The organism is Variovorax sp. 278MFTsu5.1, assembly GCF_048305045.1.
Taxonomy (GTDB): Bacteria; Pseudomonadota; Gammaproteobacteria; order Burkholderiales; family Burkholderiaceae_C; genus Variovorax; species Variovorax guangxiensis.
Map to the genome: position 1 here is coordinate 5,951,712 of NZ_CP157622.1, position 25,178 is coordinate 5,976,889.

Here is a 25,178-nt window from a genome sequence, read left to right on the forward strand (position 1 = left end):
CTTCTTCTTTTCCTCTCTCAGTGGACGGCGCAGGCCGTCTCCTCTTCTTCGCCCGGCGCGAGGTCGTCCGCGGGGCGGTGCACGGGCATGCGGTCCATGTGGTCCGCCAGCCCGTCGAAATAGTCGCCGACCGCGCGCAGCTGCTCGGCACAGTCCTCGATGGTGTTCATGCGCGCGCGAAACGCCTCGCCGTCGGGCAGCGTGCGCACGTACCAGCCGATGTGCTTGCGCGCCGTGCGCACACCGCTGTAGTCGCCGTAGAGCGCATAGTGCTCCACCAGATGGTCGAGCAGCAAGCGGCGCACTTCCACCACCAGCGGCGGCGCGCGGTGCGTGCCGGTTTCGAGGAAGTGCGCGATCTCGCGGAAGATCCACGGCCGGCCCTGCGCGGCCCGGCCGACCATCACCGCGTCGGCGCCGGTGGCCGCGAGCACGTCGCGCGCCTTCTCCGGTGAATTGATGTCGCCGTTGGCCACCACCGGCACGCGCACGGCGGCCTTCACGGCGGCGATGGTGTCGTACTCGGCGAAGCCCTTGTAGCCCTGCTCGCGCGTGCGTCCGTGCACGGTGAGCATCTGCACGCCGGCCGACTCGAAGTCGCGCGCCAGCTTCACCGCGTTGCGGTGCTCCAGGCTCCAGCCGGTGCGCATCTTGAGCGTGACCGGCACGCCGAAGGGCTGCGCCGCGTCGACCACGGCCTGCACGATCTCCAGCGCCAGCGGCTCGTCGCGCATCAGCGCCGAGCCCGCCCACTTGTTGCAGACCTTCTTGGCCGGGCAGCCCATGTTGATGTCGATGATCTGCGCGCCGCGCTCGATGTTGTAGACCGTGGCCTCCGCCATCATGGCCGCGTCGGTGCCGGCGATCTGCACCGCGATGGGGCCGGGCTCGCCGTCGTGGTTGGCGCGCCGAGAGGTCTTGAGCGAACCCCAGAGTTCCTTGCGCGAGGTGACCATCTCGCTGACCGCGTAGCCCGCGCCGAGCTCGCGGCACAGCATGCGGAAGGGCCGGTCCGTCACGCCGGCCATGGGCGCGACGAACAGGCGGTTTTCCAGCGTGTGGTTGCCGATCTGCAAGGTCATTTGGAAGGGGAGCGTGCGCGTTCGGCTGCTGAAAAATGAGGCACGATTGTAGCCACGCCGCATTTCAGCGACTGAAACGATTTGCGCCTCGGTACCCCGTACAAATACCGGTGCGCGCCGGGGCTTTCTCCCACGCGGTTGCGGCGCGGGCGCTGCCTATACTGCGCCGACCCTATGCAAGCCTGGCTCGACTCCCTCCTTGCCCTGCTGGCGCTGCCGCAGGTCGGCCTCTCCACGCTGTTCGTTGCGGCCTTCGTCTCGGCGACGCTTCTGCCGGTGGGCTCCGAGCCATTTCTCTTCGGCCTGCTCAAGCTCAACCCCGACATGTTCTGGCCCGCCATCGCGGTCGCGACAGTGGGCAACACGCTGGGTGGCGCGGTCGACTGGTGGATGGGCTACGGCGCGCACAAGGTGGCCGACAAATACTCGCACTCGAAACATCATGTGCGCGTTCTGGGCTGGCTCGAGAAGCTCGGCCCGAAGGCCTGCCTGCTGAGCTGGCTGCCGCTGGTGGGCGATCCGCTGTGCGCGGTGGCGGGCTGGCTCAAGCTGCCGTTCTGGCCATGCGTGGCCTATATGGCGATCGGGAAATTCCTGCGCTACGTCACGATGACGGTCGCGCTGCTGTACGTCTTTCCATCCTGAAGCCGCCGCCTCGGCTCAGCTCAGCAGCTCGTAGGGCCCGCCGCGCTCCAGCGCGCGCTTGTACGCGGGACGCGAGTGGATGCGCTCCAGGTACGCCATCAGCTTCGGCCGCTTCGCATCGAGCCCGCCACGCGCCTGCGCGGCCTCGACCACGAAGCTCATCTGGATGTCCGCGCCCGTGAACGCATCGCCGGCGAACCACTCGCTCTTGCCGAGCTCGGCTTCCATGTAGTTCAGATGGTTGGCGATGTTCGGATGGATGAACGCCGACTTCGTCTTCGCCGCGATCGCCTTGGCCACCGGCCGCGCGAAGAAAGGCATCCTGCTCGTCTCGATGCGGTCGAAGATCAGCTTCATCAGCAGCGGCGACATCGCCGTGCCCTCCGCGAAATGCAGCCAGTAGCGATAGCGCACCGCCTCCGGCGAACCCGCGGCGGGCGCGAGCCGGCCATGGCCGTAGCGCTCGATCACCGTCTCGATGATCGCGCCCGACTCCGCGAGCGTCAGTCCGTCATCCGTCGTGACAACCGGTGACTTCCCCAGCGGATGAACGGCCCGCAGCGAAGCGGGCGCCAACATGGTCCGCGGATCGCGCTGGTAATGCACGATCTCGTAGGGCAGCTCCAGCTCTTCGAGCAGCCAGAGCACGCGCTGCGAGCGGGAGTTGTTGAGGTGGTGGACGGTGAGCATGGGGCGGGGCCTGGAAGAAGACAGGGCGCGCGGAGTCTATCCAACAACCCCGCGCCGTCGATTCACTTCACGCCGGCTTTGCGCAACTCGTCGGCCGTGACACGGACCGGCTTCTGGTCTCGCTGCACCACGATGGCGGTGTTGGTGCGCACTGCGGCTTCCCGCGCCGCCCGCGCAGCGCGCCGGATCGCAATCAGCGAAGCCGCAAGATCCTTGTCCTTAGCTTGTGCCAGTTGCTCATTGGTCATGGTGCTTCTCCCCATTCGATGAGTGCCGGCTCTTCACCGGCGTTGTCGTACAGAGCCCAGGCATCGACCGCTCCGCGGTAGCTGTCGTCGAAATTCCTGCGCCCCGACACGAAGCGACGGCGAATCACGTCTTCAGGAATGTGATGACCACCCTGGCGAACACGCTCCGCCACACGCGCAATCGCAAATTCTGCCGTCGGGAGCGCCAGGAAGAAAAGGCTCACGTGGTAGCCCGAGGCTCTCCATGCACCGATGTGACGCAGATAGCCCAGCCCCGACAAGGTGGTTTCGAAAGCGAAGCTCTCCCGCCGACGGACGCATTCCGCGATTTCCTCCAGCATCAGCCGACCGGCCTTGATGGCTTCCGCTTCCGGAGCGAAGGGAGACAGTCCGGCTGCGATCAGATCCGCATTGATGAAACGCGAAACCTGCGCCTCCTGCGGAAGGAAGGCGCGGGCGAAGGTAGTCTTGCCCGCGCCGTTGGGGCCCGCAATGATGACGATCTTGGGACGGCTCATCAGAGGGGCATTTCACCCGGCGGGAATCAGGAACTGAACAGGAAGTTCATCACGTCGCCATCCTTGACGACGTATTCCTTGCCTTCCGAACGCATCTTCCCCGCGTCCTTCGCGCCCTGCTCGCCCTTGTAGGCGATGTAGTCCTCGAAGGCGATGGTCTGGGCGCGGATGTAGCCCTTCTCGAAGTCGCCGTGGATCACGCCTGCCGCCTGCGGACCGGTGTCGCCGATGTGGATGGTCCAGGCGCGCACTTCCTTCACGCCGGCGGTGAAGTAAGTCTGCAGGCCCAGCAGCTTGAAGGCCGCGCGGATCAGGCGGTTCAGGCCCGGCTCTTCCTGGCCGATCTCGGCGAGGAACATCTTCTTGTCCTCGTCGTCCATCTCGGCGAGGTCGGCTTCGATCTTGGCGCAGATGGCGACCACGGGCGCGCCCTGCTTGGCGGCGTACTCGCGCAGGCGGTCGAGGTACGGGTTGTTCTCGAAGCCGTCTTCCGACACGTTGCCCACGAACATCGCGGGCTTGGCGGTGATCAGCGTGAAGCTCTTGACCAGCGGGCGCTCTTCCTTGGTGAACTCGAGCGCGCGCACCGGCGTGTTCTCGTTCAGCGCGGCCTGGCAGCGCTCGAGCAGGCCGACCAGCTTCTGCGCGTCCTTGTCGCCCGAACGGGCCACCTTGGTGTGGCGGGCCAGCGCCTTCTCGACGGTGGCGAGGTCGGCCAGGCACAGCTCGGTCTGGATCACCTCGATGTCGGAGATCGGGTCGACCTTGCCGGCCACGTGGACGACGTTGTCGTCATCGAAGCAGCGCACCACATTGACGGTGGCATCGGTCTCGCGGATGTGGGCCAGGAACTTGTTGCCCAGGCCTTCGCCGGTGCTGGCGCCGGCCACCAGGCCGGCGATGTCGACGAATTCGACGATGGCGGGCACCACGCGCTCGGGCTTGACGATCTCGGCGAGCTGGTCGAGGCGCGGATCGGGCACTTCCACCACGCCCACGTTGGGTTCGATGGTGCAGAAGGGATAGTTCTCCGCCGCGATGCCGGCCTTGGTCAGCGCATTGAAAAGAGTGGATTTACCGACGTTGGGCAGGCCGACGATGCCGCATTGCAAACTCATGGGAGGTCCTCTTGGATAACCGCGAATTTTAGGCGAGCATGGTTTGGCGCCCGTCGGACAGGTCTTCGAACAGCATTCGAGCCCCCGGATGCATCAGGGTAAGACCCAATCGGCAAACGTTTGCGCAAACGTTTCCCTCAGTTAACATCGGCGCCCCGGCAAAGACCGGCGCACCCGTTCCGATCAACCTATCCCAGGAGACATCCACCATGAAGTTCACCCGCCGTACCCTGCAAAGCGCTGCCGCACTGACGCTGCTGGGCGCCATGGCCGGAACGCCCGCCTTCGCGCAGGACAAGCCCAAGGTCGCGCTGGTCATGAAGTCGCTCGCCAATGAGTTCTTCCGCACCATGGAAGACGGCGCCAAGGCGCACCAGAAGGCCAACGCCTCGAAGTACACGCTGGTGGCCAATGGCATCAAGGACGAGACCGACACCGCCGCGCAGATCAAGATGGTCGAGCAGATGGTGGCGCAGAAGATCAACGCGCTGGTCATCGCGCCGGCCGATTCGAAGGCGCTGGTGCCCGCGGTGAAGGCCGCCATCGACAAGGGCATCCTGGTGGTCAACATCGACAACCAGTTCGACGCCGCCGCGCTCAAGGAAAAGGGCATCCAGGTGCCCTTCGTCGGCCCCGACAACCGCGCCGGCGCCAAGCTGGTGGGCGACGCGCTCGCCAAAGAACTGAAGGCGGGCGACAAGGTCGGCATCATCGAAGGCGTGTCGACCACCTTCAATGCGCAGCAGCGCACGCTGGGCTACCAGGACGCGATGAAGGCCGCCGGCGTGACGGTGGTGGGCGTGCAGTCGGGCCAGTGGGAAATCGACAAGGGCAATACCGTGGCCGCCGGCATGATGCGCGAGCACCCCGACCTGAAGGCGCTGCTCGCGGGCAACGACAGCATGGCGCTGGGCGCCGTGGCCGCCGTCAAGGCCGCCGGCAAGACCGGCAAGGTGCTGGTGGTCGGCTACGACAACATCGGCGCCATCAAGCCGATGCTCAAGGACGGCCGCGTGCTCGCCACCGCCGACCAGTTCGCCGCCAAGCAGGCGGTGTTCGGCATCGAGACCGCGCTGAAGGCCCTCGCAGAGAACAAGAAGCAGTCGGAAATGCCCGCCGAGGTGAAGACCGACGTGGTGCTGGTCACCAAGGACTCCAAGTAAGAAACCGGAAAGAGCAGACGTTGACAGCATCCGCCGCCATGAATCTCACAACGGCCCTGCCCGTGCTCTCCCTGAGCGCCATGGGCAAGGACTATGCGGCGCCGGTGCTGGACGACGTCTCGCTCGTGCTCAACCCCGGCGAAGTGCTGGCCCTCACGGGCGAGAACGGCGCCGGCAAGAGCACGCTGTCGAAGATCGTCTGCGGCCTGGTGCAGCCCACGCGCGGCCGAATGCTGCTCGACGGCAAGCCCTTCGCGCCCACCTCGCGTCGCGACGCGGAGCGCCTGGGCGTGCGCATGGTCATGCAGGAGCTCGGCCTCGTCACCACGCTGTCGGTGGCCGAGAACCTGCTGCTCGACCGCCTGCCCAACAAGACCGGCTGGATACGCAAGGCCAGGCTGCACGAGCTGGCCGCGCGCCAGCTCGCCAAGATCGGCATGCAGAACATCGACCCGGCCACGCCCGTGGCGCGGCTGGGCATCGGCCAGCAGCAGATGGTGGAGATCGCGCGCAACCTGCAGGACGACACGCACGTGCTGGTGCTCGACGAGCCCACCGCCATGCTCACGCCGCGCGAAACCTCTCACCTGTTCGAGCAGATCGACCTGCTGAAGGCCCGCGGCGTGGCCATCGTCTACGTCTCGCACCGCCTCGAGGAGCTTCAGCGCATCGCCGACCGCGTGGCGGTGCTGCGCGACGGCCGGCTGGTGGATGTGCGCGCCATGGCCGGCGTGCGCGAATCCGAACTGGTGCAGCGCATGGTGGGCCGTGCGGTGCACGAGCACGAGGGTCGCGACCGCCGCGTGGCGGGCCCGGTGCTGCTGAGCGCGCGCGGCATCGGCCGGGCGCAGGTCGTTCGCGACGTCGACATCGACCTGCGTGCGGGCGAAGTCATGGGCCTGGCCGGCCTGGTCGGCTCGGGCCGGACCGAGCTGGTGCGCCTGCTGTTCGGAGCAGACCGCGCCGACCGCGGCGAGATCACGCTGCATGCCGACGGGCAAGCCACGCACCACGTCCGCAAGGGCTGGCGCTCGCCGATGCAGGCGATCCGCGCGGGCATCGGCCTGGTCACCGAAGACCGCAAGTCGCAGGGCCTGCTGCTGCCGCAGTCGATCCGCGTCAACGCCACGCTGAGCGACCTGGGCGCGATCTCGCACGCCGGGTGGCTGCGCGGCGCCAAGGAACGCGGCATCGCGCGCAAGCTGGTGGAACTGCTGCGCATCCGCTCGCGCAGCATCGAACAGCCGGTTTCCACGCTCAGCGGCGGCAACCAGCAGAAGGTGGTTTTCGCGCGCTGGCTGCACCGCGAATGCAAGGTGCTGCTGCTGGACGAACCCACGCGCGGCGTGGACGTGGGCGCGCGCGCCGACCTCTACGCCGAACTCGACCGCATGACCGACGCCGGCAAGGCGCTGCTGATGGTGTCCAGCGACCTGCGCGAACTCATGGCCATGTGCGACCGCATCGGCGTGATGAGCGCCGGGCGCCTGGTCGCGGTGTTCGAGCGCGGAGAATGGACCGAACAATCGCTGCTGGCCGCGGCATTCAGCGACGCGACAGGACACGCAGCAGCAGCCAATCCGCCGACGGTATCCCCCGTTTCCGATCCGATCCCGGTCACCGCCGACACACCATGAACGCCGCCTCTACGACATCCAACACGCCGCCCGCGCCCTCCGCGCTGAAGGGCCAGCTCGGCACCTACCTGGGCCTCACGGTCGTGCTCGTGGGCATGATCGCCCTCTTCGGCTCGCTCAGCGAATACTTCCTGACGCGCGAGACCTTCGTCTCCATCGCGAATGAAATCCCCGCGCTGGCCGTGATGGCGATCGGCATGACCTTCGTGCTGATCATCGCGGGCATCGACCTGTCGGTGGGTTCGGTGCTGGCGCTCAGCGCGGCCGTCACCGCGGCCGCCATCCTCGAATGGAAGCTCTCTGTGCCGCTGGCCGCGGCGCTCGGGCTGGCCACGGGCCTGGTCTGCGGCACGGTCACCGGCGCGGTGTCGGTGGCCTGGCGGCTGCCGAGCTTCATCGTCTCGCTGGGCATGCTGGAGGCGGTGCGCGGCGGCGCCTACCTCGTGACCGATTCGCGCACGCAGTACGTGGGCGACGCCATCTCGGGCCTGGCCGCTCCGTGGATCGGGGGCATCTCCGCCGCCTTCGTGCTGGCGGTGGTGCTGGTGGTCATCGGGCAGATGGTGCTCACGCGCACCGTGTTCGGCCGCCACGTGGTGGGCATCGGCACCAACGAAGAGGCGATGCGGCTGGCGGGCGTCGATCCGCGGCCCATCCGCATCATCGTGTTCGCCGTCACCGGGCTGCTGGCCGGGCTCGCGGGACTGATGCAGTCGGCCCGCCTCGAAGCCGCCGACCCGAACGCGGGCGTGGGCATCGAGCTGCAGGTGATCGCGGCCGTGGTCATCGGCGGCACCAGCCTGATGGGCGGGCGCGGCTCGGTCGTCAACACCTTCTTCGGCGTGCTGATCATCGCGGTGCTGGAAGCCGGCCTCGCGCAGGTGGGTGCCAGCGAGCCGAGCAAGCGGATCATCACCGGCGCGGTGATCGTGGTGGCGGTGATCATCGATACGCTGCGCCAGCGCCGCGTGGAACGCCGGCTGGCCTGATCGCCGCCGCCCATCCAGCAAGAGGAATAGAACCATGGCCACCATCAAGGACGTCGCGCTGAAGGCGGAGGTGTCGGTCACCACCGTATCGCATGTGGTCAACGACACGCGCCACGTGAGCGCCAAGGTGCGCGAGCGGGTGGAGCTCGCCATCCGCGAGCTGGGCTACGTGCCCAACGCGATGGCGCGCAGCCTCAAGAGCAACACCACCTCGACGCTGGGCATGCTGATTCCCAACAGCTCGAACCCCTACTTCGCGGAGATCGTGCGCATCGTGGAGGACCGCTGCTTCGGCGCCGGCTACACGCTGGTGCTGTGCAACACCGACGACGAGCCCCGCCGCCAGAGCGTCTACCTGCAGGTGCTAGCCGAGCGCCGCATCGACGGGCTGATCGTGGTGTCGACCGGCGAGAGCGGCGACAACGACTTGGCGAAGCAGCTCAATGGCCTGCGCGTGCCGACCGTGCTGGTCGACCGCGAGATCGCCAACCCCGTGTGCGACCTGGTCGAGACCGCCCACATGCAGGGCGGCCTGCTCGCCGTGCGGCACCTGCTGTCGCTGGGCCACAAGCGCATCGCCTGCATCGGCGGCCCGGTGGGCGTGATGCCCAGCGAGCAGCGCATCGAGGGCTGGCGCATGGCGCTGGCCGAAGCCGGCGCCGCGCCCGGCATCGCCAGCACCGATTCGCTGCTGTGGCGCGGCGGCTTCACCAGCCAGGGCGGCTACGAGGCGATGCACGCCATCCTGCGCACCGAGCAGAAGCCCTCGGCCGTGTTCGTCTGCAACGACCTGATGGCCATCGGCGCATTGCGCGCGGCGCACGAGAGCGGCGTGCGCGTGCCCGACGAGCTCTCGATCGTCGGCTTCGACGACATCGAACTCTCGGCCTACACCAGCCCCGCGCTCACCACCGTGGCTCAGCCCAAGGAGCGCATCGGCGCGCTGGCGGTCGACATGCTGCTGGAGCGCGTGGGCGGCAAGCGCCGCGATGCGCGCAAGGTGGTGCTGCAGCCGGAGCTGTGCGTGCGCGCCTCCACTGCGCGCCACGCGAGCTTCCGCGAAGCCCCCGCTCCCGCGCCGGCTGCCGCCGAAACGCCCTCCCAGCAACCCCGAAAGTCCCGCACCTCGTGAGCCTGAAGCCTTCTTCCAGCAGCAGCACCGATGGCCGTGCCGCGGCACCGCGCATCGTGGTGTTCGGCAGCCTCAACATGGACCTGGTCGTGCGCGTACCGCACGCGCCGGCCGCGGGCGAGACCCTGCTGGGCCATTCGATCGCCGACATTCCCGGCGGCAAGGGCGCCAATCAGGCGGTGAGCTGCGCGCGCCAGGGCGGCAGCGTGCGCATGATCGGCTGCGTCGGCGACGACGCGCACGGCAAGGCGCTGCGCGATTCGCTGGAGCGCGACGGCATCGACACCGCTTACCTGCGCACCGTTGCGGGCGAGCCCACCGGCACCGCGCTGATTCTGGTGGAAGACAGCGGGCAGAACCGCATCGTGATGGTCCCCGGCGCCAACGCACGGCTGGAGGCCGACGAGGCCACGCTGAAGCAGCAGGTGCAGGGCGCCGCCTTCCTGGTGGCGCAATTCGAGACGCCGCTGGACCAGGTCGCGCGCGCCATCGCGGTGGCGCACGAGACAGGCTGCAAGGTGCTGCTGAACCCTTCGCCCGTGCAGGCCATCGCCGAGCCGCTGTGGCCGAAGATCGACACGCTGGTGGTCAACGAGATCGAGGCACAGACGCTTTGCGGCCAATCCGCCGACAGCCCCGAGGAGGCCGCGCATGCGGGCCAGGCACTGCGTGCCAAGGGCATCGCGCGCGTGGTCGTCACGCTCGGTTCCCGCGGCGCGGTGGCCGTCGATGCCGACGGCGCGCGCCACCACCCGGCACCGAAGGTGCAGGCGGTCGACACGACGGCGGCCGGCGACACATTCCTGGGCGCGCTCGCCGTCGCGCTGGGCGAAGGCCAGGGCTTCGACGAGGCCGTACGCCTCGGAATCCGCGCAGCGGCACTTTGCATCCAGCAGCCGGGCGCCCAGCCCTCCATTCCGCAGCGCGACGCCGTGCTGCGCAGCCCCATGCCCCCCGACTGGATCAAGCTTTGAAACGCACCGCCCTGCTGCACGCCGAACTCTCCCACGTGATCGCCTCGCTGGGCCATGGCGACATGCTCGTGCTCGGCGACGCCGGCCTGCCCATTCCCGACGGCCCGCGCCGCATCGACCTTGCGGTGGCGCGCGGCGTGCCGACGCTCGACGAGGTGCTGCAGGCGGTGCTGTCGGAGATGCAGGTGGAAGCCATCGTGATTGCCGACGAAGCGCTCGGCGATGCGAAGAAGCTGCCCGGCTGGTATCCGCGATCGCTGGGCATCGAGCCGCAGACGGTGTCGCACGAGGAATTCAAGCGCCGCACCGCGAAAGCCCGCGCCATGGTGCGCACGGGTGAATGCACGCCCTACGCCAACATCATCCTGATCGCCGGCGTGAAGTTCTGAGGCGCCACCCGGGCGCCATCGCTCACTCGAACTTGTAGTTCGCGCCCACCGGCTGCCCGACCTTGAGCGTGTGCTCCACGCCCTGGATCACGATGCAGTTCATGCCGAAGGTGATGCCGCCGTCCACGCGCGCGTCGGCGCGGTAGGTGCGCAGCGTGTTGCCGACTTCGGGGCTGCTCAGCGCGGTGGCCGGGTCGATGTCGGGAATCGGGCAGCGCGTGCAGGGCTTGACGGGGCGCAGCTCGGCCTCGCCTTCGCCGGTGGTGATGTGCAGCGCGTCGACGCGGTCCTCGTCGTGCGACTCGATGCCCGCGAGCACGATGTTGGGCCGGAAGCGCTCGATGCCCACGGCCCCATGGCCCTGCGCCGCGAGGCGGTCGTTGAGCTCGGCCAGCGAGCCCTCGCTCGCCACCAGCAGCGCGTAGCCGTCGGCGAACTGGGTCTGCGACTCCACGCCGTCGGTCCACTTCATGCTCGACAGGCGCCTGTGCTCGGGGTCGAAGCGCACGAGGCGCAGCGCCTGCGGCTTTCCGGGCTCCGAGAGGAAATCGCTGAACCACTGCGCGGCGATGTCGCCCATGTCGTAGGCGGCGACTTCGTCCTTCCACACGCGCACCCGCACCGGCTTCTCGACCCGGTCGAAGGCCAGGTGCAGCGCCAGCATGCCGGGGGCGCGCAACACCACCTCGGTGTGCTTCATCTGCGGCTTGATGAGCGCCATGCGCGGCAGCTGCCGCTGGGTGACGAACTCGCCCTGCGCGTCGACCACCATCCAGGCCCGGTCGAATTCCAGCCCCGTCTCGGTCAGCAGCATTTCGGGAAGCTCGACGCCGGCGCAGGACTTGACGGGGTAGACGAACAGGCGCGAGATGGTGGCTTCGAGGTCGAAGGCGGGCTGGGAGGCGGACACGGTGGGGGTTTCCTTGGAATTCGGCCGCGATTGTCCCGCATCGCGGCGGTGGCATGGCCTTGGCTCGCCGGGGGAAAAGACCCCGGGGTCGCACTGGGCGGGCAACTCCTACAATCGTTTCCATGGCTCTCCCTCCCGAAGTTTGCATTCGCGGCGCCGGCATCGTCGGCCGTACGCTGGCCCTGCTGCTCGCACGCGAGCGCGTGCGCGTCGCGCTGGTGGTGCCGCCGGCCACGCAGGGCAAGGAAGACATCCGCGCCTATGCGCTCAACACGGCCTCCCGCGCATTGCTCGAATCGCTGCGCGCCTGGCCCGACGCGGCCCACGCCACGGCCGTGCGCGAAATGCTGGTGCATGGCGACGAGGGCGGCCGGGTGCAGTTCAGCGCCGCGCGCCAGAAGGTCGATGCGCTGGCCTGGATCGTCGACGTGCCCGCGCTCGAAAAGCAGCTGGCCGACGCTGTGCGCTTCCAGCCCCAGATCGAAGTCGTGGCCGAGCCCGTGGCCGCGCCGCTGACCGTGGTGTGCGAGGGCAAGGCCAGCACCACGCGCGAGGCCCTCGGCGTGAGCTACGAGGTCACTCGCTATCCGCAGCACGCCATCGCGGCCCGGCTGGAAGCAGCGCAGTCGCACGACGGCATCGCGCGCCAGTGGTTCAACGACAAGGGCGAGGTGCTCGCGCTGCTGCCGCTGGACGGCACGCACGGCAGGACGGTCGCGCTGGTGTGGTCGGCCGACCAACTGCGCGCGCCGGGCCTGCTCGCGCAGGGCGACGAAGAGTTCGCCGCCGCGGTCACCGAGGCCAGCCACAACGCGCTCGGCGCGCTCCGGCTCACCAGCGAGCGCGCCGCCTGGCCGCTGGCCCGCGCCATCGCCGACCGCTGGACCGGTGCCATGCCCGGCCAGCCGAACCGCTCGTGGGCGCTGGCGGGCGACGCCGCGCACACGGTGCACCCGCTCGCCGGCCAGGGCCTGAACCTGGGACTGGCCGACGCCGCCGAGCTGGCCTGCGTGATCAAGAACCGCGACTACTGGCGCAGCGTGGGCGATGCTCGGCTGCTGCGCCGCTACGAGCGCGCCCGCCGCACCGACGTGCTGCAGATGAGCCTCGCGACCGACGGGCTGCAGCAGCTCTTCGCGCACGACCTGGGCCCGCTGCAGGCCTTGCGCAACTGGGGCATGCGCGGTTTCGACCGCACGCGCCTCGTCAAGCACTGGATCACCGCGCAGGCCATGGGCCTGAAGGCCTGAGGCCCTACCCCTTCGACTGAATCCCGACCGAACAAACGGACTTCCGATGACACTCGTACGCAACCTTCTTCTCGCCGCCTGCACGCTCGGCGCGGTCGTGACCGCCACCGCGGGCGAAGCCGAGATCCGCAAGAACCTGCCCTCGCGCATTCCGCAGTTCCCGGCCATCGACGAGGTGTCGAAGTCGCCGGTCCCGGGCGTGTACGAAGTGCGCGTGAACGGCTCGCAGATCTTCTACACCGACGAACAGGGCAACTACCTCTTCCAGGGCAACCTGATCGACGTGAAGGCACGCAAGAACCTCACCGAGGAGCGCGTCGAGAAGCTCAGCGCCGTCGCCTTCGACCAGTTGCCGCTGAAGGACTCGATCAAGATCGTGCGCGGCAACGGCAAGCGCAAGCTGGCCGTGTTCGAAGACCCGAACTGCGGTTACTGCAAGCGCTTCGAGAAGGACATGAAGACGGTCGACAACGTCACCGTGTACCTGTTCCTGTACCCCGTGCTCGGCCCCGATTCGAACGTCAAGTCGCGCGACATCTGGTGCAGCAAGGACAAGGGCAAGGCCTGGAGCGACTGGATGGAATCGAGCACCCGCCCGGCCACCGCGCCCTCGAGCTGCGACGTGACCGCGCTGCAGCGCAACGTCGACTTCGGCCGCAAGTACAACATCACCGGCACGCCCACGCTGATCTTCAGCGACGGCACGCGCACGCCGGGTGCCATTCCCGCGGAGCAGGTCGAGAAGCAACTCGCCGCGTCGTCCAGCTGATGGCGACGAAGGCCCCAGCGCGGCACGCGGCAGGCGTGCACTACCGCGTCGAGTGCGCCGACCCGCACGCGCATCTGTTCGGCGTCACCCTCACCATCGACGCGCCCGCCGCGCAGCAGCGCGTGTCGCTGCCGGTATGGATTCCTGGCAGCTACCTGGTGCGCGAATTCGCGAAGAACCTGCAGGGCCTGCGCGCCACGCAGGGCCGCCGCAAGCCGGTGCTGACGCAGCTCGACAAATGCAGCTGGCTGGTCGAATGCACACCCGGGCAGCCGCTGGTGCTGAACTACCAGGTCTGCGCGTACGACAACTCGGTGCGCACCGCCTGGCTCGACGCCGAGCGCGGCTTCTTCAACGGCACCAGCGTGTGCCTGCGCGTCGAGGGACAGACCGAATCGCCGCACGCGATGGAGATCGTCGCGCCCGCGCATGTCGATGGCGACAGCCCGCGCTGGTCGTGCGCCACCGCGCTCGTGCCGCTGAAGGCCGACAAGCACGGCTTCGGCAGCTACATCGCCTCGGGCTATGACGAACTGGCCGACAGCCCCGTCGAGATGGGCGCCTTCTGGAGCGCCGACTTCGAAGCCTGCGGCGTGCCGCACCGCTTCGTGGTGGCCGGCGCAGCCGCCTCGTTCGACGGCGACAGGCTCATCGCCGACACCAAGGCCATCTGCGAGGCCGAGATGCGCTTCTGGCACGGCGACAAGGTCGGCAAGCGCGGCGGTGCGAAGCCGCCGATCGACCGCTACGTGTTCATGCTCAACGTGGTCGACGACGGCTATGGCGGGCTCGAGCATCGCCATTCCACCGCGTTGATCTGCAACCGGCGCGACCTGCCGCAACTGGGCGAGAAGAAGAAGCAGCCCGATGGCTACACCACGCTGCTGGGGCTCATCAGCCACGAGTACTTCCACACCTGGAACGTCAAGCGCATGCGGCCGGCGGAGTTCGCGCGCTACGACTACAGCCAGGAGAACTACACGCAGCTGCTGTGGTTCTTCGAGGGCTTCACCAGCTATTACGACGACCTGCTGCTGCGCCGCGCCGGGCGCATCGACGACGCGGGCTACCTGCGGCTGCTTAACAAGACGATCAACCAGGTCATGCAGACGCCCGGCCGGCTGGTGCAGCCGGTGGCCGACGCGAGCTTCGACGCCTGGGTCAAGTACTACCGCCAGGACGAGCAGACGCCCAACAGCACGGTGAGCTACTACACCAAGGGCGCGCTGGTGGCGCTGTGCCTCGATCTCACGCTGCGCCACGAAGGCAAGGGCACGCTCGACGACGTGATGCGCCACCTGTGGAAGCACAGCGAGGGCGGGCCGATCAGCGAGGAAGACATCGCAGCCGCGCTCGAAGCGGTGGGCGGCCGCTCGTACGGGCAGGAACTGGCGCGCTGGGTGCATTCGACGGAAGAGCTCCCGCTCTCGCTGCTGCTGCGCTCGCACGGCGTGGCCACGCTCGAAGACCCGTCTCAGCCGGCGCAGGCGCTGGGCCTGCGCGTGGCCGAAGCCAACGGCGGCGTGCAGGTGAAGGTGGTGCTGCGCGGCGGCGCCGCCGAGAAGGCCGGGTTCTCTGCCAACGACGAGTGGATCGGCATCGAGCTGCCCGCATCCGGCAGGAAGAGCCAGCAGCGACCGGCGCAGGCCTGGCGCATCGCCAAGCTCGACGACCTGGCGCTCTACCTGGGCGATGCGACGAAGTGCACCGCCATCGTGGCGCGCGACCGCAAGCTGATCAGGCTACCGCTGGCGCTGCCGACCGGGGTGACCACCTGGCGGCTGTTCTCGCACGATGCCGGCAAAGTGACGGGCTGGCTGGGCGGCTAGCCGTTTTCTCCTGCCACCACGGGGTGGCGCACGAACATCATCGGCTGGGGTTCGCCCACCAGCACGCAGGGCTTGCCGGTGCGCCGGCAGTGGTCCTGCACGCGCCAGTAGGCGCCGTGGCTCACGCACCCGGTCTGGCAGATCACGAGATCGGCCGCGCGCAGGCTGGCTTCGAGCGCGGGGCCGTCCGCATCGTCGCCGCCGTCGTGATGCAGGTAGCGGCCACCGGCGATCTCCACCAGCTGGCGCGCGAGCGAGGTCGGCGCCTCGTCGCCCTGCCCCACGCACAGCACCGCCTTCTCGCGCAGGTCGGCCGGCGCAGGTGCCCCCGACGGCTTCAGGTGGCGCTTGCTGCCCGGCATCAGCAGCGCATGCAGCCGCTTCGGCAGCGCACCGCCCGCGGAGGCTCGCGCCGCGAGCTCCTCGCGCACGATGGCGATGGCCGAATCCCGCGCCACCAGCGCGCCGCGCAGCCGCACGATCTGCGCTTCGAGCTTTTCGACCAGGGCTGCCTGCTCGACCAGCAGGCGCGAGCAGCGCTCCTGAACGCGGGCATAGGCCCGCAGCAACACGGCATGTTCTTGCATCGGGAACTCCATGGCGGGCATTCTAGATGAGAGCAATTCTCAATTGAAGCAATCCGCAGCGGATCACCCCGCCGGCCATGCTGGGTATAGTGAAGCGCGTTTTTCTTCCCCTTTCCCGTTCCCCCCGGAGACACCATGAGCTACGAAAACATCGAAGTGCGGACCGAAGCAGGCAAGGTCGGCATCATCACCCTCAACCGCCCCAAGGCCCTGAACGCGCTGAACGACGCGCTCATGACCGAGCTGGGCCAGGCCCTGAAGGCCTTCGATGCCGACGACGCCATCGGCTGCATCATCCTCACGGGCAGCGAGCGCGCCTTCGCCGCCGGCGCCGACATCGCGGCGATGGCCAAGTACAGCTTCATCGACACCTACAAGGGCGACTACATCACCCGCAACTGGGAAACCATCCGCTCCATCCGCAAGCCGGTGATCGGCGCGGTGGCCGGCTTCGCACTCGGCGGCGGCTGCGAGCTGGCGATGATGTGCGACTTCATCATCGCGGCCGACAACGCCAGGTTCGGCCAGCCCGAGATCAAGATCGGCGTGATCCCCGGCGCCGGCGGCACGCAGCGCCTGCCGCGCGCGGTGGGCAAGAGCAAGGCCATGGACATGGTGCTCACTGCCCGCATGATGGACGCGGCCGAAGCCGAGCGCGCCGGCCTCGTCAGCCGCGTGGTGCCTTACGAGAAGCTCGCCGACGAGGCACTGGGCGCGGCGCTGGTGATCTGCGGCTTCTCGCAGATCTCGGTGATGGCGGCCAAGGAATCGGTCAACCGCGCCTTCGAGAGCGGCCTGAGCGACGGCGTGATGTTCGAGCGCCGCCTGTTCCACGCGCTGTTCGCCACGCAGGACCAGAAGGAAGGCATGGACGCCTTCCTGACCAAGCGCCAGCCCGACTTCAAGAACGCCTGACGGCGGAATTGCTCAGTCAGCGCTGCAGCAGCGAACGCAGCGCGTCGAGCGCCTGGGCCGGCGGCGTGCCGACCAGCGCCGCGCCGCCGGGCTGCGGCGTCCAGCGCACCTGGTCGCCGGCGATCTCCAGCACCGCGACCAGCGACTTGCCCCGATAGAGCTCGAGCCGCGCCTCGACCGGCGCGGCCAGCGGCTCGTCGGGCGCCGTGGCCGATCGCGCCACGGTGCCCACCAGCGCCGCCAAGCCTTCGATGTCGCCGCGCTCGCGCCGCACGCTCTCGCCGTTGCGCGTGAAGCCCAGGGAAGTCCAACGATCCAGCGCCGAGAAAGGCGCCGCGCCTCGCGGCGCAATGGCCTTCGCCGCCGAAGGAGCCGGCGCGGATGGACGCACCGCGCCGGAGGCACCCGCGCGGGCGTTGTCCTGCTGCGCGAGCACGGGCGCGGAATCCTGAAGCGGTTCGCGATACGCCGGCGCGGCGCCAGGTGCGGGCGCAGGAACCGCGGCCGGCGGCGGCACAGCAGGTGCGGCCGCCGCAGGCGCACCCGCCGCGTAGGCACGGCGCCGCTGTTCCCCCTCCGTTTGCGCTTCACGACGCTCATCGCGGGCGATGGGAGCGGGAAGCGGTGCCGGCGCAGCCTGCTCGGCGACGACCGGAGGCGGCGGAGCCGGTGCGATCGATGCAGACGGCGAGACGGGAGCCGGAGCAGCCGGGGCAACCGGAGCAACAGGTGCGGCAGGCGCCGCCTGCAGGAGCGGGGGCGCCGGCTCGGCTTTCCGTGCGGCATCCACGCTCGCCGTGTTGGCGGCCTCCTTGGGCGCCCTTTTGGCTGAAGAGTCTGCCGACTCGCGCGCGATCCTGGCGCGCTGTTCCGATTCAGGTGCAGGTGCTGCGGGCGCTCTGGCGGGAGCGGGAGCAGGCGCCGCCGCTGCGGGCGCTGCCTGCGTCTCCGCCTGTGCAGTGGCTGCCTCTGCTGGAGGCGCGGCTGGCTTCGGTACAGCCGGTGCGGCAGGCGCGGCCGGGGCAGTTGGTGCTGGTGCAGGCAGCGCTGCAGGTGCTTGTGCCGGCGCCGGCGCAGTCGCTTCGCCCACCCGCGCCTCGCCATCGAGCCGCGCATCCGGCACGGGCTCCTTGTGCCAGAGCACCGTCACGAAGGCGGCAACCAGCACGGTGGCGAAGGCGGCATTCCACGGCATGCGCGCATGCGGCCCGCCGCCACCGAAGAGACGGCGCCACCAGGGCGCTGCGCTCGCGTTGTTGGCCGCGGGGCCTGCGTTCGCAGGCGCGGCGGCGAGGTTGTGCGCCATCTTCAGGATCGCCTCGCGCGTGCGCGGATGGGGCGTGGCCTCGCTGTCTGGCGCATGGTCGAGCGCGCGGCGCAACGCCGGGTCGCGCAGGTCGTCGAACCCGGAGTTGTCGTTGTTGCCGCCGCTCATGCCCGCTTCTCCAGCACCGACAGGTAGCGTTCCATGCAGCCGCGCAATTTCTGCAGGCCGTAGCGCAGCCTGCTGCGTACGGTCTCGAAGCCGATCTCCAGGCTCGCGGCCAGCGCCTCGACGGTCAGGCCATCTTCGTGATGCAACAGGAACGCGGCGCGCTGCTCGGCCGGGAGTTCGTCCAGGCAGGCGAGCAGGCGGCGGCCCGCGGCGCGCCAGAACGCGAGCTCCTCCGCCGAGGGATGCGACGCCGCATCGGCCGCCGCGCCGCGCACGCCGTGTTCGAGCGTGGGCACGGGGCTGTCGTCATCGTCCGCATGCGCTTGGAGCGTCACTTCGCGCCCGCTCACGCGCAGGCGGTCCATGGCCAGGTTGTGCGCGATGGTGAAGGCCCAGGTGCGCCATGTCGCGCCCTGCGGCGAGAAGCTCTCGCGCGCCGAGATGATCCGCACCCAGGTGTCCTGGAACACTTCGTCGGCCTGCGCCGCGAGCCGCGCACCCAGCAGACGCTTGACGAAGCGGAACAGCCCGCCCTCGTGGCGCGCGTAGAGCACGTCGAACGCGGCAGCGTCGCCCTGCGCATAGGCCAGCATCAACTGATCGTCGGGCATGGCCTGGCGCTCGGGGGCGTTCTTGGCTGAAGGGGCGCGGGGAAGCGCGGACATCGGAGGATTTTCACCCGAGCTTGTACGGGCGAAGAGGCACACCGGGGTTCGAGGCGGCAAAAAATTCGCGGCCGGCTAACCCCGACGGCGCAAGCAGGCCGTATCAGCCAGCACCCAACCACCCGGAGTGCTTCCATGACCCAGCCTTTCGTTTACCGGTTCAGCCGCCCGCTCGTCGTGCTGCTGTGCGCCCAGCTGCTGCTGGGCGCCAGCGGCGCCACCGAAATGCCCGCCATCGGAAGCTCCGTGCGCTGGCCGACACCCGCGCCCGACAGCCGCACGCTGCCGACGCAGACGGTGCCGAACTTCGATGCCCCTTCCGCCACGCACTGCGCACGGCCGGTACGGACCTACGAGACGCCGGGCATGCCGCGCGTCTCGGGCGCGCGGGAAGAGCGCAGGTACGCCGAGCTGTCGAAGGAATACAGGGCGAGCCCTGCGGTCGTGCCTTCACCCACGACGCCAAAGCCGACGGCGACGCCAGCGGCCAAGTCGGCACCGGCTGGAGCAGCTCTCGCGGATGCCATCGCGGAGGCGCCGCCGGCCCCGGTAGCACCCGTCGCGCCCGCCCCCGCGGCTCGCGCGGCCGGCGAGCTTCAAGCGCCTGTGCAAGCCCAGCGCCCGGCCAACGAACCCGTCACCGCCGGCATGGTCGACGACAACGCCGACTTCAGCGAATACCTGGCCTTCCACGGCCGCACGCAGGTCCCCCATCGCGAGCGCGACATCAGCGCGCGCTACCTGCTGCAGGTGCGCGATGCGCGCGGCACGGTCGTGCCCGATGCCGAAGTGGCCGTGCAAGCCGCCAACGGCGCCGCCATGTGGGCCCGCACCGATGCGGGCGGGCGCGCGTGGCTGCATCCGAACGCCTTCGACAAGGCGCAGAGCGCGGTCTATGAAGTCACCGTGCGCAAGAACGGCCGCCAGAGCACCGTTTTTCTGCAGCGCGGCCAGAAAAACGCGGTCGACGTGGTGCTGGGCGGCAAGCCGGGCGCCGTGCCCGCGCGCGCGAGGCTCGACCTGGTCTTCCTGATCGACGCCACCGGCTCGATGGATGACGAGATCGCCAAGCTCAAGGCCACCCTGCGCACCATCGCCGACCAGGTCGCCAGGCTGCCCAGCCGCCCCGACACCTGCTTCGGCCTCGTGGCGTATCGCGACCGCGGCGACGAGTTCCTCGTGCGCCGCCACGACTTCACCAACGACCTCGACGGCTTTCAAGGCGTGCTCGACGCGCTGCGCGCCGCGGGCGGCGGCGACTACCCCGAGGCGATGAACGAGGCGCTCAACGAAACCGTCCACAAGCTGAGCTGGCGCGGCAACGACACCACGCGCCTCGTGGTGCTTCTGGCCGACGCGCCGCCGCACCTCGACTACGGCGGCCCGCAATACGACGACGACATGGTCGCCGCGCTGGGCAAGGGCATCAAGGTGTTCAGCGTGGGCGCATCGGGCCTGGACAAGCAGGGCGAATACATCCAGCGCCAGATTGCGCAGTACACCGGCGAGCGCTTCGTGTTCCTCACCTACAAGGACGCGGCCAACCCGGCGAGCGGCCCGGGAACGCAGACCGTGCACGACGTCGGCAACTATTCTGTGCAGACGCTGGACAAGCTGATCGTGCGGCTGGTTTCCGAAGAATTGGGCAGGTTGCCGTCGGGTGGTTGAGCGGCCGCAAAAGTCTGGGCTATAATCGCGGGCTCGGTGAGCAACACACCGAACGGCTCTTTAGCTCAGTCGGTTAGAGCGATGGAATCATAATCCACAGGTCCGCGGTTCGAGTCCGTGAAGAGCCACCAAAACAACCGAAAAAGCCTTGCAGGTCAACGACTTGCAAGGCTTTTTTCTTTGCCGCGCGAGGCTGGCCGATAATCCGGAGGATGCCTGCGCCACCCCTTCGACCCACGCCTGACCGCCTCGGCAGGGGATTGCGGCGCCCGGCCGCCGGGCTGATCCGGTGGGTGCTGCTGTGGTTCGCGCTGTCGCTCGGCGCGGCCGTAGCCTCCCCGCTCGTGCATCCGCAGGCGGTGGAACTGGTCTGCTCGAACGCCGGATCGCTCAAGGCCATCGTGCACACCGACGACGGCGCACAGGAGCTGGGCGCGGGCCACATGGACTGCCCGCTGTGCGTGCTCACCGGCGCCCCGCCGGCGACCACGCCCATCGTCGAGCTGCCGGTGCTCCCGCCAGCGGCCCGCGTGCCACGGCCGACTCCGTCCGCGCACATCGCAGCAGCCACCGCGGCGCCGCTGCCGGCACGCGGGCCTCCCTCGCTCCTCTGAGGCTTCTTCCCCAGTTCCCGCACGCGTGATGCCGCGGCGGGCCTCCATACGAGGCCTGTCGCTCATCCATCGCATGCGCTTGTGCAACGAATCCATCGGCGCCCCGACAGGCGCCGGAGCGAGTCCATTCAATGACCAGAAAAGAATCCATCCAGCCGACGCGTCGCCGCCTGCTGCTCTCAGGCGGCAGCCTCGCCGTGCTCACGACCCTCGCGGCCTGCGACAAGGTGCTGCCCACCCGCTTCAACGGCGTCGACATCACCGGCGCCAGCTACGCGACAGACTTCCGCCTGACCGACGCCGACGGCCGCGAGCGCACGCTGGCCGACTTCAAGGGCAAGGCCGTGATGATGTTCTTCGGCTTCACCCAATGCCCCGACGTCTGCCCCACCGCCCTCGTGCGCGCGGCCGAGATCAGGAAGCTGCTCGGCAGCGATGGCGAGCGCCTGCAGGTGATCTTCGTCACCGTCGATCCCGAGCGCGACTCGCCCGTCGTGCTCAAGGCCTACACGCAGGCCTTCGACCCGAGCTTCATCGGCCTGTACGGCGACATGCAGCGAACCAGCGAGACCGCGAAGGACTTCAAGGTGTTCTACCGGAAGGTGCCCACCGGCTCCTCGTACACCATGGACCATTCGGCCTTCAGCTATGTGTTCGACCCCAAGGGCAAGATCCGCATCGTGCTGCGCCACGAGCAGAGCGCGCAGGAGTGCGCCGAAGACCTGCGCAAGATCCTGCGGTCCGCCTGAGGGCCTGCGCCATCGCACACAGATTCAAACCAAGGAGATCAAGATCATGAAGAACCGTATCGCACACATCCTCGCCATCACCAGCGCCGCGCTGCTCACGGCGCATGCGGCGAACGCGCAGGTCACCGTCAAGGACGCATGGGTGCGCGCCACCGTGCCGCAGCAGAAGGCCACCGGCGCGTTCATGCAGCTCAGCGCCGCGAAAGACACGAAGCTGGTCTCGGCCAGCTCGCCCGTCACGCCGGTCGTCGAAGTGCACGAGATGGCCATGCAGGACAACGTGATGCGCATGCGCCAGATCCCCGAGCTCGAGCTGCCGGCCGGCAAGACCGTCGAGCTCAAGCCCGGCGGCTATCACGTGATGCTGCTCGACCTCAAGCAGCAGGTGAAGGAAGGCGACACCGTACCGCTCACGCTCACCTTCGAGGGCAAGGACGGCAAGCGCGAAACGCTGGAGGTGAAGGCGCCGGTGCGGGCGCTGAATGCCTCGGCGCAGCCGGCGGGGCATGGCGGGCACAAGCACTGAATCCGCCCCGCGCGGCCGGCCACCCTTGCGCCTGGACAGGCCAGAGGGAATACCCTTTTTCGGTGATGGCGCTCACCCCCGGAGATCAGAAGAATTGTTGACAAATATTCACAATCCATCCCGTCGCCGGCCGGCTCCTTCGTGGGCCGGGGTTCCCCGGGGCGCATGAGTTGTCCAGGGTGCCGGGAGGCGATCTCGCCGTCCCGGCTCCGGCTGGCCGACACGGCGCGGCATCGACGGCCGAGGGAGGTGATCACAGGGGTCCTTCAGTGCCGCTCAGATACCTTCTCCATCTGGAGCATGCCAACCTGCCGATGCACGTGACCGACGCGCAGGACGTGCGGCGCGTGTCCGTCCTGAAGGCCACCGGCCTCATCGAAGCCGCCATCGATCCGGCCTTCGACACCGACCACGGCAGCTACAGGCTGGCGCAGGCGGCGCTGGTGGTCTGCATCACGGAGGAAGGGCATGCCGAGATCGAAAAGCTGCGCGGCCACCGCGGCGGCACCGACCCGGCATCGAGAAGAAAGAAGGCGAAGACGCGCCTGGAGCCACTGGACTACCTGCGCGCCATAGAACGTTCGGCCTTCCCCCTGCGGGTGGAGGACCCGCAGGAGATCAGCTGCGTCGGCGTACTGAAGCAGGCCGGGTTCGTCGATGCGGCCATCAGCCCCGGGCTCGCCTGGAAGGACGCTGGCGGACCGCCGCAGGAGCTCGCCGTGATCCGGCGCATCACACCGTTCGGACGGGCGCAACTCGCGCGTGGCGCCGCCAAGTAGTTTCGCGGCATCCGGAAGATCGCGAACGGGCCGGCATGCGCCGAGCCCTCCGGTTTGCATACATTCGCGCGTGCCCTGGGCCTTTGGTCTACACGCGGCGAGCACACCGATCCGGGTGCCTATTCAAGAGGCAACGTGGTGGGAAGCCACGCCAGTTCTCGCTCCGCCTCCCAGCCTCCACCCACAACTCACAGAGTTGTCCACAGAAAAATCTAACAAGTCACTGAACTGTCAAACGGATGTCGTCGCAACGTAACCTTTGAACTGTTCGCGCAGCCTTGTCTTCAGCAATTTGCCGGTGGCCGTATGCGGCAGGCTGTCGACGAAGACCACGTCTTCCGGTAGCCACCATTTCACGACGCGCTCGGCGAGGAATGTGAGCAGTTCCTCGCGAGTGGCTTCCATGCCCGCACGCTTCACCACGATGAGCAGCGGACGCTCCTGCCACTTCGGATGCGCGATGCCGATCACCGCCGCCTCGGCCACCGCGGGGTGCAAACTCGCCGCGTTCTCGAGATCGATGGACGAGATCCATTCGCCGCCCGACTTGATGACGTCCTTCGCGCGATCGACGAGCTGCACGTAGCCATCCTCGTCGATGTTGGCCACGTCGCCCGTCGGAAAGAATCCTTCGGCGTCGAGCACCGATCCTCCCTCGCCCTTGAAGTAACCGCTCGCGATCCACGGACCGCGCACGTGCAGATGGCCGAAGGCCTTGCCGTCGTGCGGCAGGCGCTGGCCGTCCTCTCCCACGATCTTCAGCTCCACGCCCCACACGCCGCGGCCCTGGCGCATCTTCACGCGCATCTGTTCTTCCCTGGGCATCGACAGGTGCTTGGGCAGCAGGTTGCCGATCACGCCGATGGGGCTGGTCTCGGTCATGCCCCAGCCCTGCACGAAGTCGGCGCCGAAGTCGCGCTCGAAGCGCTCGATCATGCTGCGCGGCGTGGCGGCGCCGCCCACGCCGATGCGCTTCAGGCCGATGGCGCGCGTGTCGATCTCGGGGTGCGCATCGAAGTACTGGAACAGCATCAGCCAGATGGTGGGTACGGCCTGCGAGAAGCCGACCTTCTCGTCGCGCATGAGCTCATACAGGCTCTGGCCGTCCATGTGCGGGCCGGGCATGACCAGCTTCATGCCGGTCATCGCCGCCGCATACGGCATGCCCCATGCGTTGGCGTGGAACATCGGCACCGCGAGCAGCAGCGTCATCTGCGAGTTGACGCCGAACGTGTCGGGCGCGCACTCCATCAGCGAGTGCAGCACGGTGGAGCGATGCGAATACAGCACGCCCTTCGGATTGCCCGTGGTGCCCGAGGTGTAGCAAAGCGACGATGCGGTGCGCTCGTCGAACTCGGGCCACTCGTACTGCTCGCTCTGCGAACCGACGAGTTCGTCGAAGCACAGCAGGTTGGGCACGTCGATGGCCGGCATGTGCGCGCGGTCGGTCATCGCGATGAAGGCGCGCACCGACTTCAGCGCGGGCGCGAGCTTCTCCACCAGCGGCGCGAAGGTGGTGTCGAAGAACAGCACCTTGTCTTCCGCGTGATTGACGATGTAGTCGATCTGCTCCGGAAAGAGCCGCGGGTTCACCGTGTGGAGCACAGCGCCGGAACCCGACACGCCGAAGTACAGCGCCAGATGCCGCCAGGTGTTCCACGCGAGCGTGCCCACGCGGTCGCCGCTCTCGATGCCCAGCGTCTCCAGCGCATTGGCCACCTGCTTGGCGCTGCGCTGAATCTGCGCGTAGTCGGTGCGGTGCACCGGCCCCTCGACGGTGCGGCCCACGATCTCCGCATGCGGATGAAAGGTGGCCGCGTAGTCGATGAGCGACGAGATCAGCAGCGGGCGGTCTTGCATCAATCCGAACATGTCTTGTCTCCTGTACGCTGGCCGG

Annotated in this window: 26 protein-coding genes and 1 tRNA gene; 17 read left to right on the forward strand and 10 right to left on the reverse strand. The window is 68.5% G+C overall.

Annotation, left to right across the window (positions count from 1 at the left end):
* Positions 1-17: 17 nt before the first annotated feature.
* Complete coding sequence (gene dusB, locus ABL844_RS27670; RefSeq protein ID WP_418129666.1) at positions 18-1,082, reverse strand: tRNA dihydrouridine synthase DusB; 1,065 nt, start codon at positions 1,080-1,082, stop codon at positions 18-20.
* Positions 1,083-1,256: 174 nt separating this feature from the next.
* Between dusB and ABL844_RS27675 the strand changes: the two genes are divergently transcribed.
* Positions 1,257-1,727, forward strand: a complete 471-nt coding sequence (locus ABL844_RS27675) for a YqaA family protein (RefSeq protein WP_126023632.1) — start codon at positions 1,257-1,259, stop codon at positions 1,725-1,727.
* 15 nt (positions 1,728-1,742) lie between these two features.
* On the opposite strand, the gene ABL844_RS27680 is transcribed toward ABL844_RS27675, so the two are convergent.
* The 4 genes from ABL844_RS27680 to ychF all read right to left on the reverse strand — a co-directional run bounded on the left by ABL844_RS27680 (position 1,743) and on the right by ychF (position 4,301).
* Positions 1,743-2,417, reverse strand: a complete 675-nt coding sequence (locus tag ABL844_RS27680) for a glutathione S-transferase (protein ID WP_184640822.1) — start codon at positions 2,415-2,417, stop codon at positions 1,743-1,745.
* 62 nt (positions 2,418-2,479) lie between these two features.
* Positions 2,480-2,665, reverse strand: coding sequence for a hypothetical protein (locus ABL844_RS27685; protein WP_126023634.1), 186 nt, complete (start codon positions 2,663-2,665; stop codon positions 2,480-2,482).
* A complete protein-coding gene (locus tag ABL844_RS27690) occupies positions 2,662-3,183 on the reverse strand; it encodes a zeta toxin family protein (RefSeq protein WP_184640823.1) in 522 nt (173 codons plus the stop codon). Before ABL844_RS27690 ends, ABL844_RS27685 begins: the two co-directional genes overlap by 4 nt.
* Positions 3,184-3,209: 26 nt before the next feature.
* Positions 3,210-4,301 (reverse strand): redox-regulated ATPase YchF, encoded by a 1,092-nt coding sequence (gene ychF, locus ABL844_RS27695; RefSeq protein ID WP_126023635.1) that lies wholly within the window; start codon positions 4,299-4,301, stop codon positions 3,210-3,212.
* A gap of 209 nt (positions 4,302-4,510) precedes the next feature.
* Here ychF and ABL844_RS27700 point away from each other — a divergent pair, with 209 nt between their 5' ends.
* The 6 genes from ABL844_RS27700 to rbsD are packed head-to-tail and all read left to right on the forward strand — an operon-like array spanning position 4,511 to position 10,585.
* Entirely contained in the window at positions 4,511-5,464 is a 954-nt protein-coding gene (locus tag ABL844_RS27700) for a sugar ABC transporter substrate-binding protein (RefSeq protein ID WP_184640824.1), read from the forward strand.
* Between the two features lie 38 nt (positions 5,465-5,502).
* Complete coding sequence (locus ABL844_RS27705) at positions 5,503-7,101, forward strand: sugar ABC transporter ATP-binding protein (protein ID WP_418129667.1); 1,599 nt, start codon at positions 5,503-5,505, stop codon at positions 7,099-7,101.
* Positions 7,098-8,090 (forward strand): ABC transporter permease, encoded by a 993-nt coding sequence (locus tag ABL844_RS27710; protein WP_418129668.1) that lies wholly within the window; start codon positions 7,098-7,100, stop codon positions 8,088-8,090. Before ABL844_RS27705 ends, ABL844_RS27710 begins: the two co-directional genes overlap by 4 nt.
* A gap of 34 nt (positions 8,091-8,124) precedes the next feature.
* Positions 8,125-9,222, forward strand: coding sequence for a LacI family DNA-binding transcriptional regulator (locus ABL844_RS27715; RefSeq protein ID WP_126023639.1), 1,098 nt, complete (start codon positions 8,125-8,127; stop codon positions 9,220-9,222).
* The gene (rbsK, locus tag ABL844_RS27720) at positions 9,219-10,196 is read left to right on the forward strand and encodes a ribokinase (RefSeq protein WP_418129669.1); all 978 of its coding nucleotides are present in this window, start codon (positions 9,219-9,221) and stop codon (positions 10,194-10,196) included. The genes ABL844_RS27715 and rbsK overlap by 4 nt, the downstream gene beginning before the upstream one ends.
* Positions 10,193-10,585, forward strand: a complete 393-nt coding sequence (rbsD, locus tag ABL844_RS27725) for a D-ribose pyranase (RefSeq protein ID WP_418122769.1) — start codon at positions 10,193-10,195, stop codon at positions 10,583-10,585. The genes rbsK and rbsD overlap by 4 nt, the downstream gene beginning before the upstream one ends.
* A 22-nt stretch (positions 10,586-10,607) precedes the next feature.
* Here rbsD and ABL844_RS27730 read toward each other — a convergent pair whose 3' ends face one another.
* A complete protein-coding gene (locus tag ABL844_RS27730) occupies positions 10,608-11,495 on the reverse strand; it encodes an MOSC domain-containing protein (protein WP_418129670.1) in 888 nt (295 codons plus the stop codon).
* A 122-nt stretch (positions 11,496-11,617) separates the two neighbouring features.
* Here ABL844_RS27730 and ABL844_RS27735 point away from each other — a divergent pair, with 122 nt between their 5' ends.
* From ABL844_RS27735 to ABL844_RS27745, 3 genes are read left to right on the forward strand one after another with little or no spacing between them, the layout of a single operon-like run.
* The gene (locus ABL844_RS27735) at positions 11,618-12,745 is read left to right on the forward strand and encodes an FAD-dependent monooxygenase (RefSeq protein WP_418129671.1); all 1,128 of its coding nucleotides are present in this window, start codon (positions 11,618-11,620) and stop codon (positions 12,743-12,745) included.
* Positions 12,746-12,791: 46 nt separating this feature from the next.
* Positions 12,792-13,514 (forward strand): DsbC family protein, encoded by a 723-nt coding sequence (locus tag ABL844_RS27740; protein WP_418129672.1) that lies wholly within the window; start codon positions 12,792-12,794, stop codon positions 13,512-13,514.
* A complete protein-coding gene (locus ABL844_RS27745; protein WP_418129673.1) occupies positions 13,514-15,343 on the forward strand; it encodes a M61 family metallopeptidase in 1,830 nt (609 codons plus the stop codon). Before ABL844_RS27740 ends, ABL844_RS27745 begins: the two co-directional genes overlap by 1 nt.
* Here ABL844_RS27745 and ABL844_RS27750 read toward each other — a convergent pair.
* Entirely contained in the window at positions 15,340-15,930 is a 591-nt protein-coding gene (locus ABL844_RS27750; protein ID WP_418129674.1) for a DUF2325 domain-containing protein, read from the reverse strand. The two genes, ABL844_RS27745 and ABL844_RS27750, sit on opposite strands and share 4 nt — an antisense overlap.
* 135 nt (positions 15,931-16,065) lie before the next feature.
* On the opposite strand from ABL844_RS27750, the gene ABL844_RS27755 reads away from it, so the two are divergent.
* Entirely contained in the window at positions 16,066-16,845 is a 780-nt protein-coding gene (locus ABL844_RS27755) for an enoyl-CoA hydratase (protein WP_369660771.1), read from the forward strand.
* 16 nt (positions 16,846-16,861) lie between these two features.
* Here ABL844_RS27755 and ABL844_RS27760 read toward each other — a convergent pair whose 3' ends face one another.
* Together ABL844_RS27760 and ABL844_RS27765 are read right to left on the reverse strand one after the other, a co-directional pair.
* The gene (locus tag ABL844_RS27760; protein ID WP_418129675.1) at positions 16,862-18,280 is read right to left on the reverse strand and encodes a hypothetical protein; all 1,419 of its coding nucleotides are present in this window, start codon (positions 18,278-18,280) and stop codon (positions 16,862-16,864) included.
* A complete protein-coding gene (locus ABL844_RS27765; RefSeq protein ID WP_126023649.1) occupies positions 18,277-18,945 on the reverse strand; it encodes a sigma-70 family RNA polymerase sigma factor in 669 nt (222 codons plus the stop codon). The genes ABL844_RS27760 and ABL844_RS27765 overlap by 4 nt, the downstream gene beginning before the upstream one ends.
* A 135-nt stretch (positions 18,946-19,080) precedes the next feature.
* Here ABL844_RS27765 and ABL844_RS27770 point away from each other — a divergent pair, with 135 nt between their 5' ends.
* From ABL844_RS27770 to ABL844_RS27795, 6 genes are all read left to right on the forward strand, one after another.
* Positions 19,081-20,613: a VWA domain-containing protein gene (locus ABL844_RS27770; RefSeq protein ID WP_418129676.1), complete on the forward strand. Its 1,533-nt coding sequence runs from the start codon at positions 19,081-19,083 to the stop codon at positions 20,611-20,613.
* A gap of 54 nt (positions 20,614-20,667) precedes the next feature.
* A tRNA-Met gene (locus ABL844_RS27775) sits at positions 20,668-20,744 on the forward strand.
* An 81-nt stretch (positions 20,745-20,825) separates the two neighbouring features.
* On the forward strand, positions 20,826-21,227 hold the full coding sequence (locus ABL844_RS27780; RefSeq protein WP_260319380.1) for a DUF2946 family protein: 402 nt from the start codon (positions 20,826-20,828) through the stop codon (positions 21,225-21,227).
* A gap of 131 nt (positions 21,228-21,358) precedes the next feature.
* On the forward strand, positions 21,359-21,976 hold the full coding sequence (locus tag ABL844_RS27785; RefSeq protein ID WP_184640836.1) for an SCO family protein: 618 nt from the start codon (positions 21,359-21,361) through the stop codon (positions 21,974-21,976).
* Between the two features lie 46 nt (positions 21,977-22,022).
* The gene (locus ABL844_RS27790; RefSeq protein ID WP_418117969.1) at positions 22,023-22,502 is read left to right on the forward strand and encodes a copper chaperone PCu(A)C; all 480 of its coding nucleotides are present in this window, start codon (positions 22,023-22,025) and stop codon (positions 22,500-22,502) included.
* A 269-nt stretch (positions 22,503-22,771) separates the two neighbouring features.
* Entirely contained in the window at positions 22,772-23,281 is a 510-nt protein-coding gene (locus ABL844_RS27795; protein WP_418129677.1) for a hypothetical protein, read from the forward strand.
* A gap of 231 nt (positions 23,282-23,512) precedes the next feature.
* On the opposite strand, the gene ABL844_RS27800 is transcribed toward ABL844_RS27795, so the two are convergent.
* Positions 23,513-25,153, reverse strand: coding sequence for a long-chain-fatty-acid--CoA ligase (locus ABL844_RS27800; protein WP_418129678.1), 1,641 nt, complete (start codon positions 25,151-25,153; stop codon positions 23,513-23,515).
* Positions 25,154-25,178 lie beyond the last annotated feature (25 nt).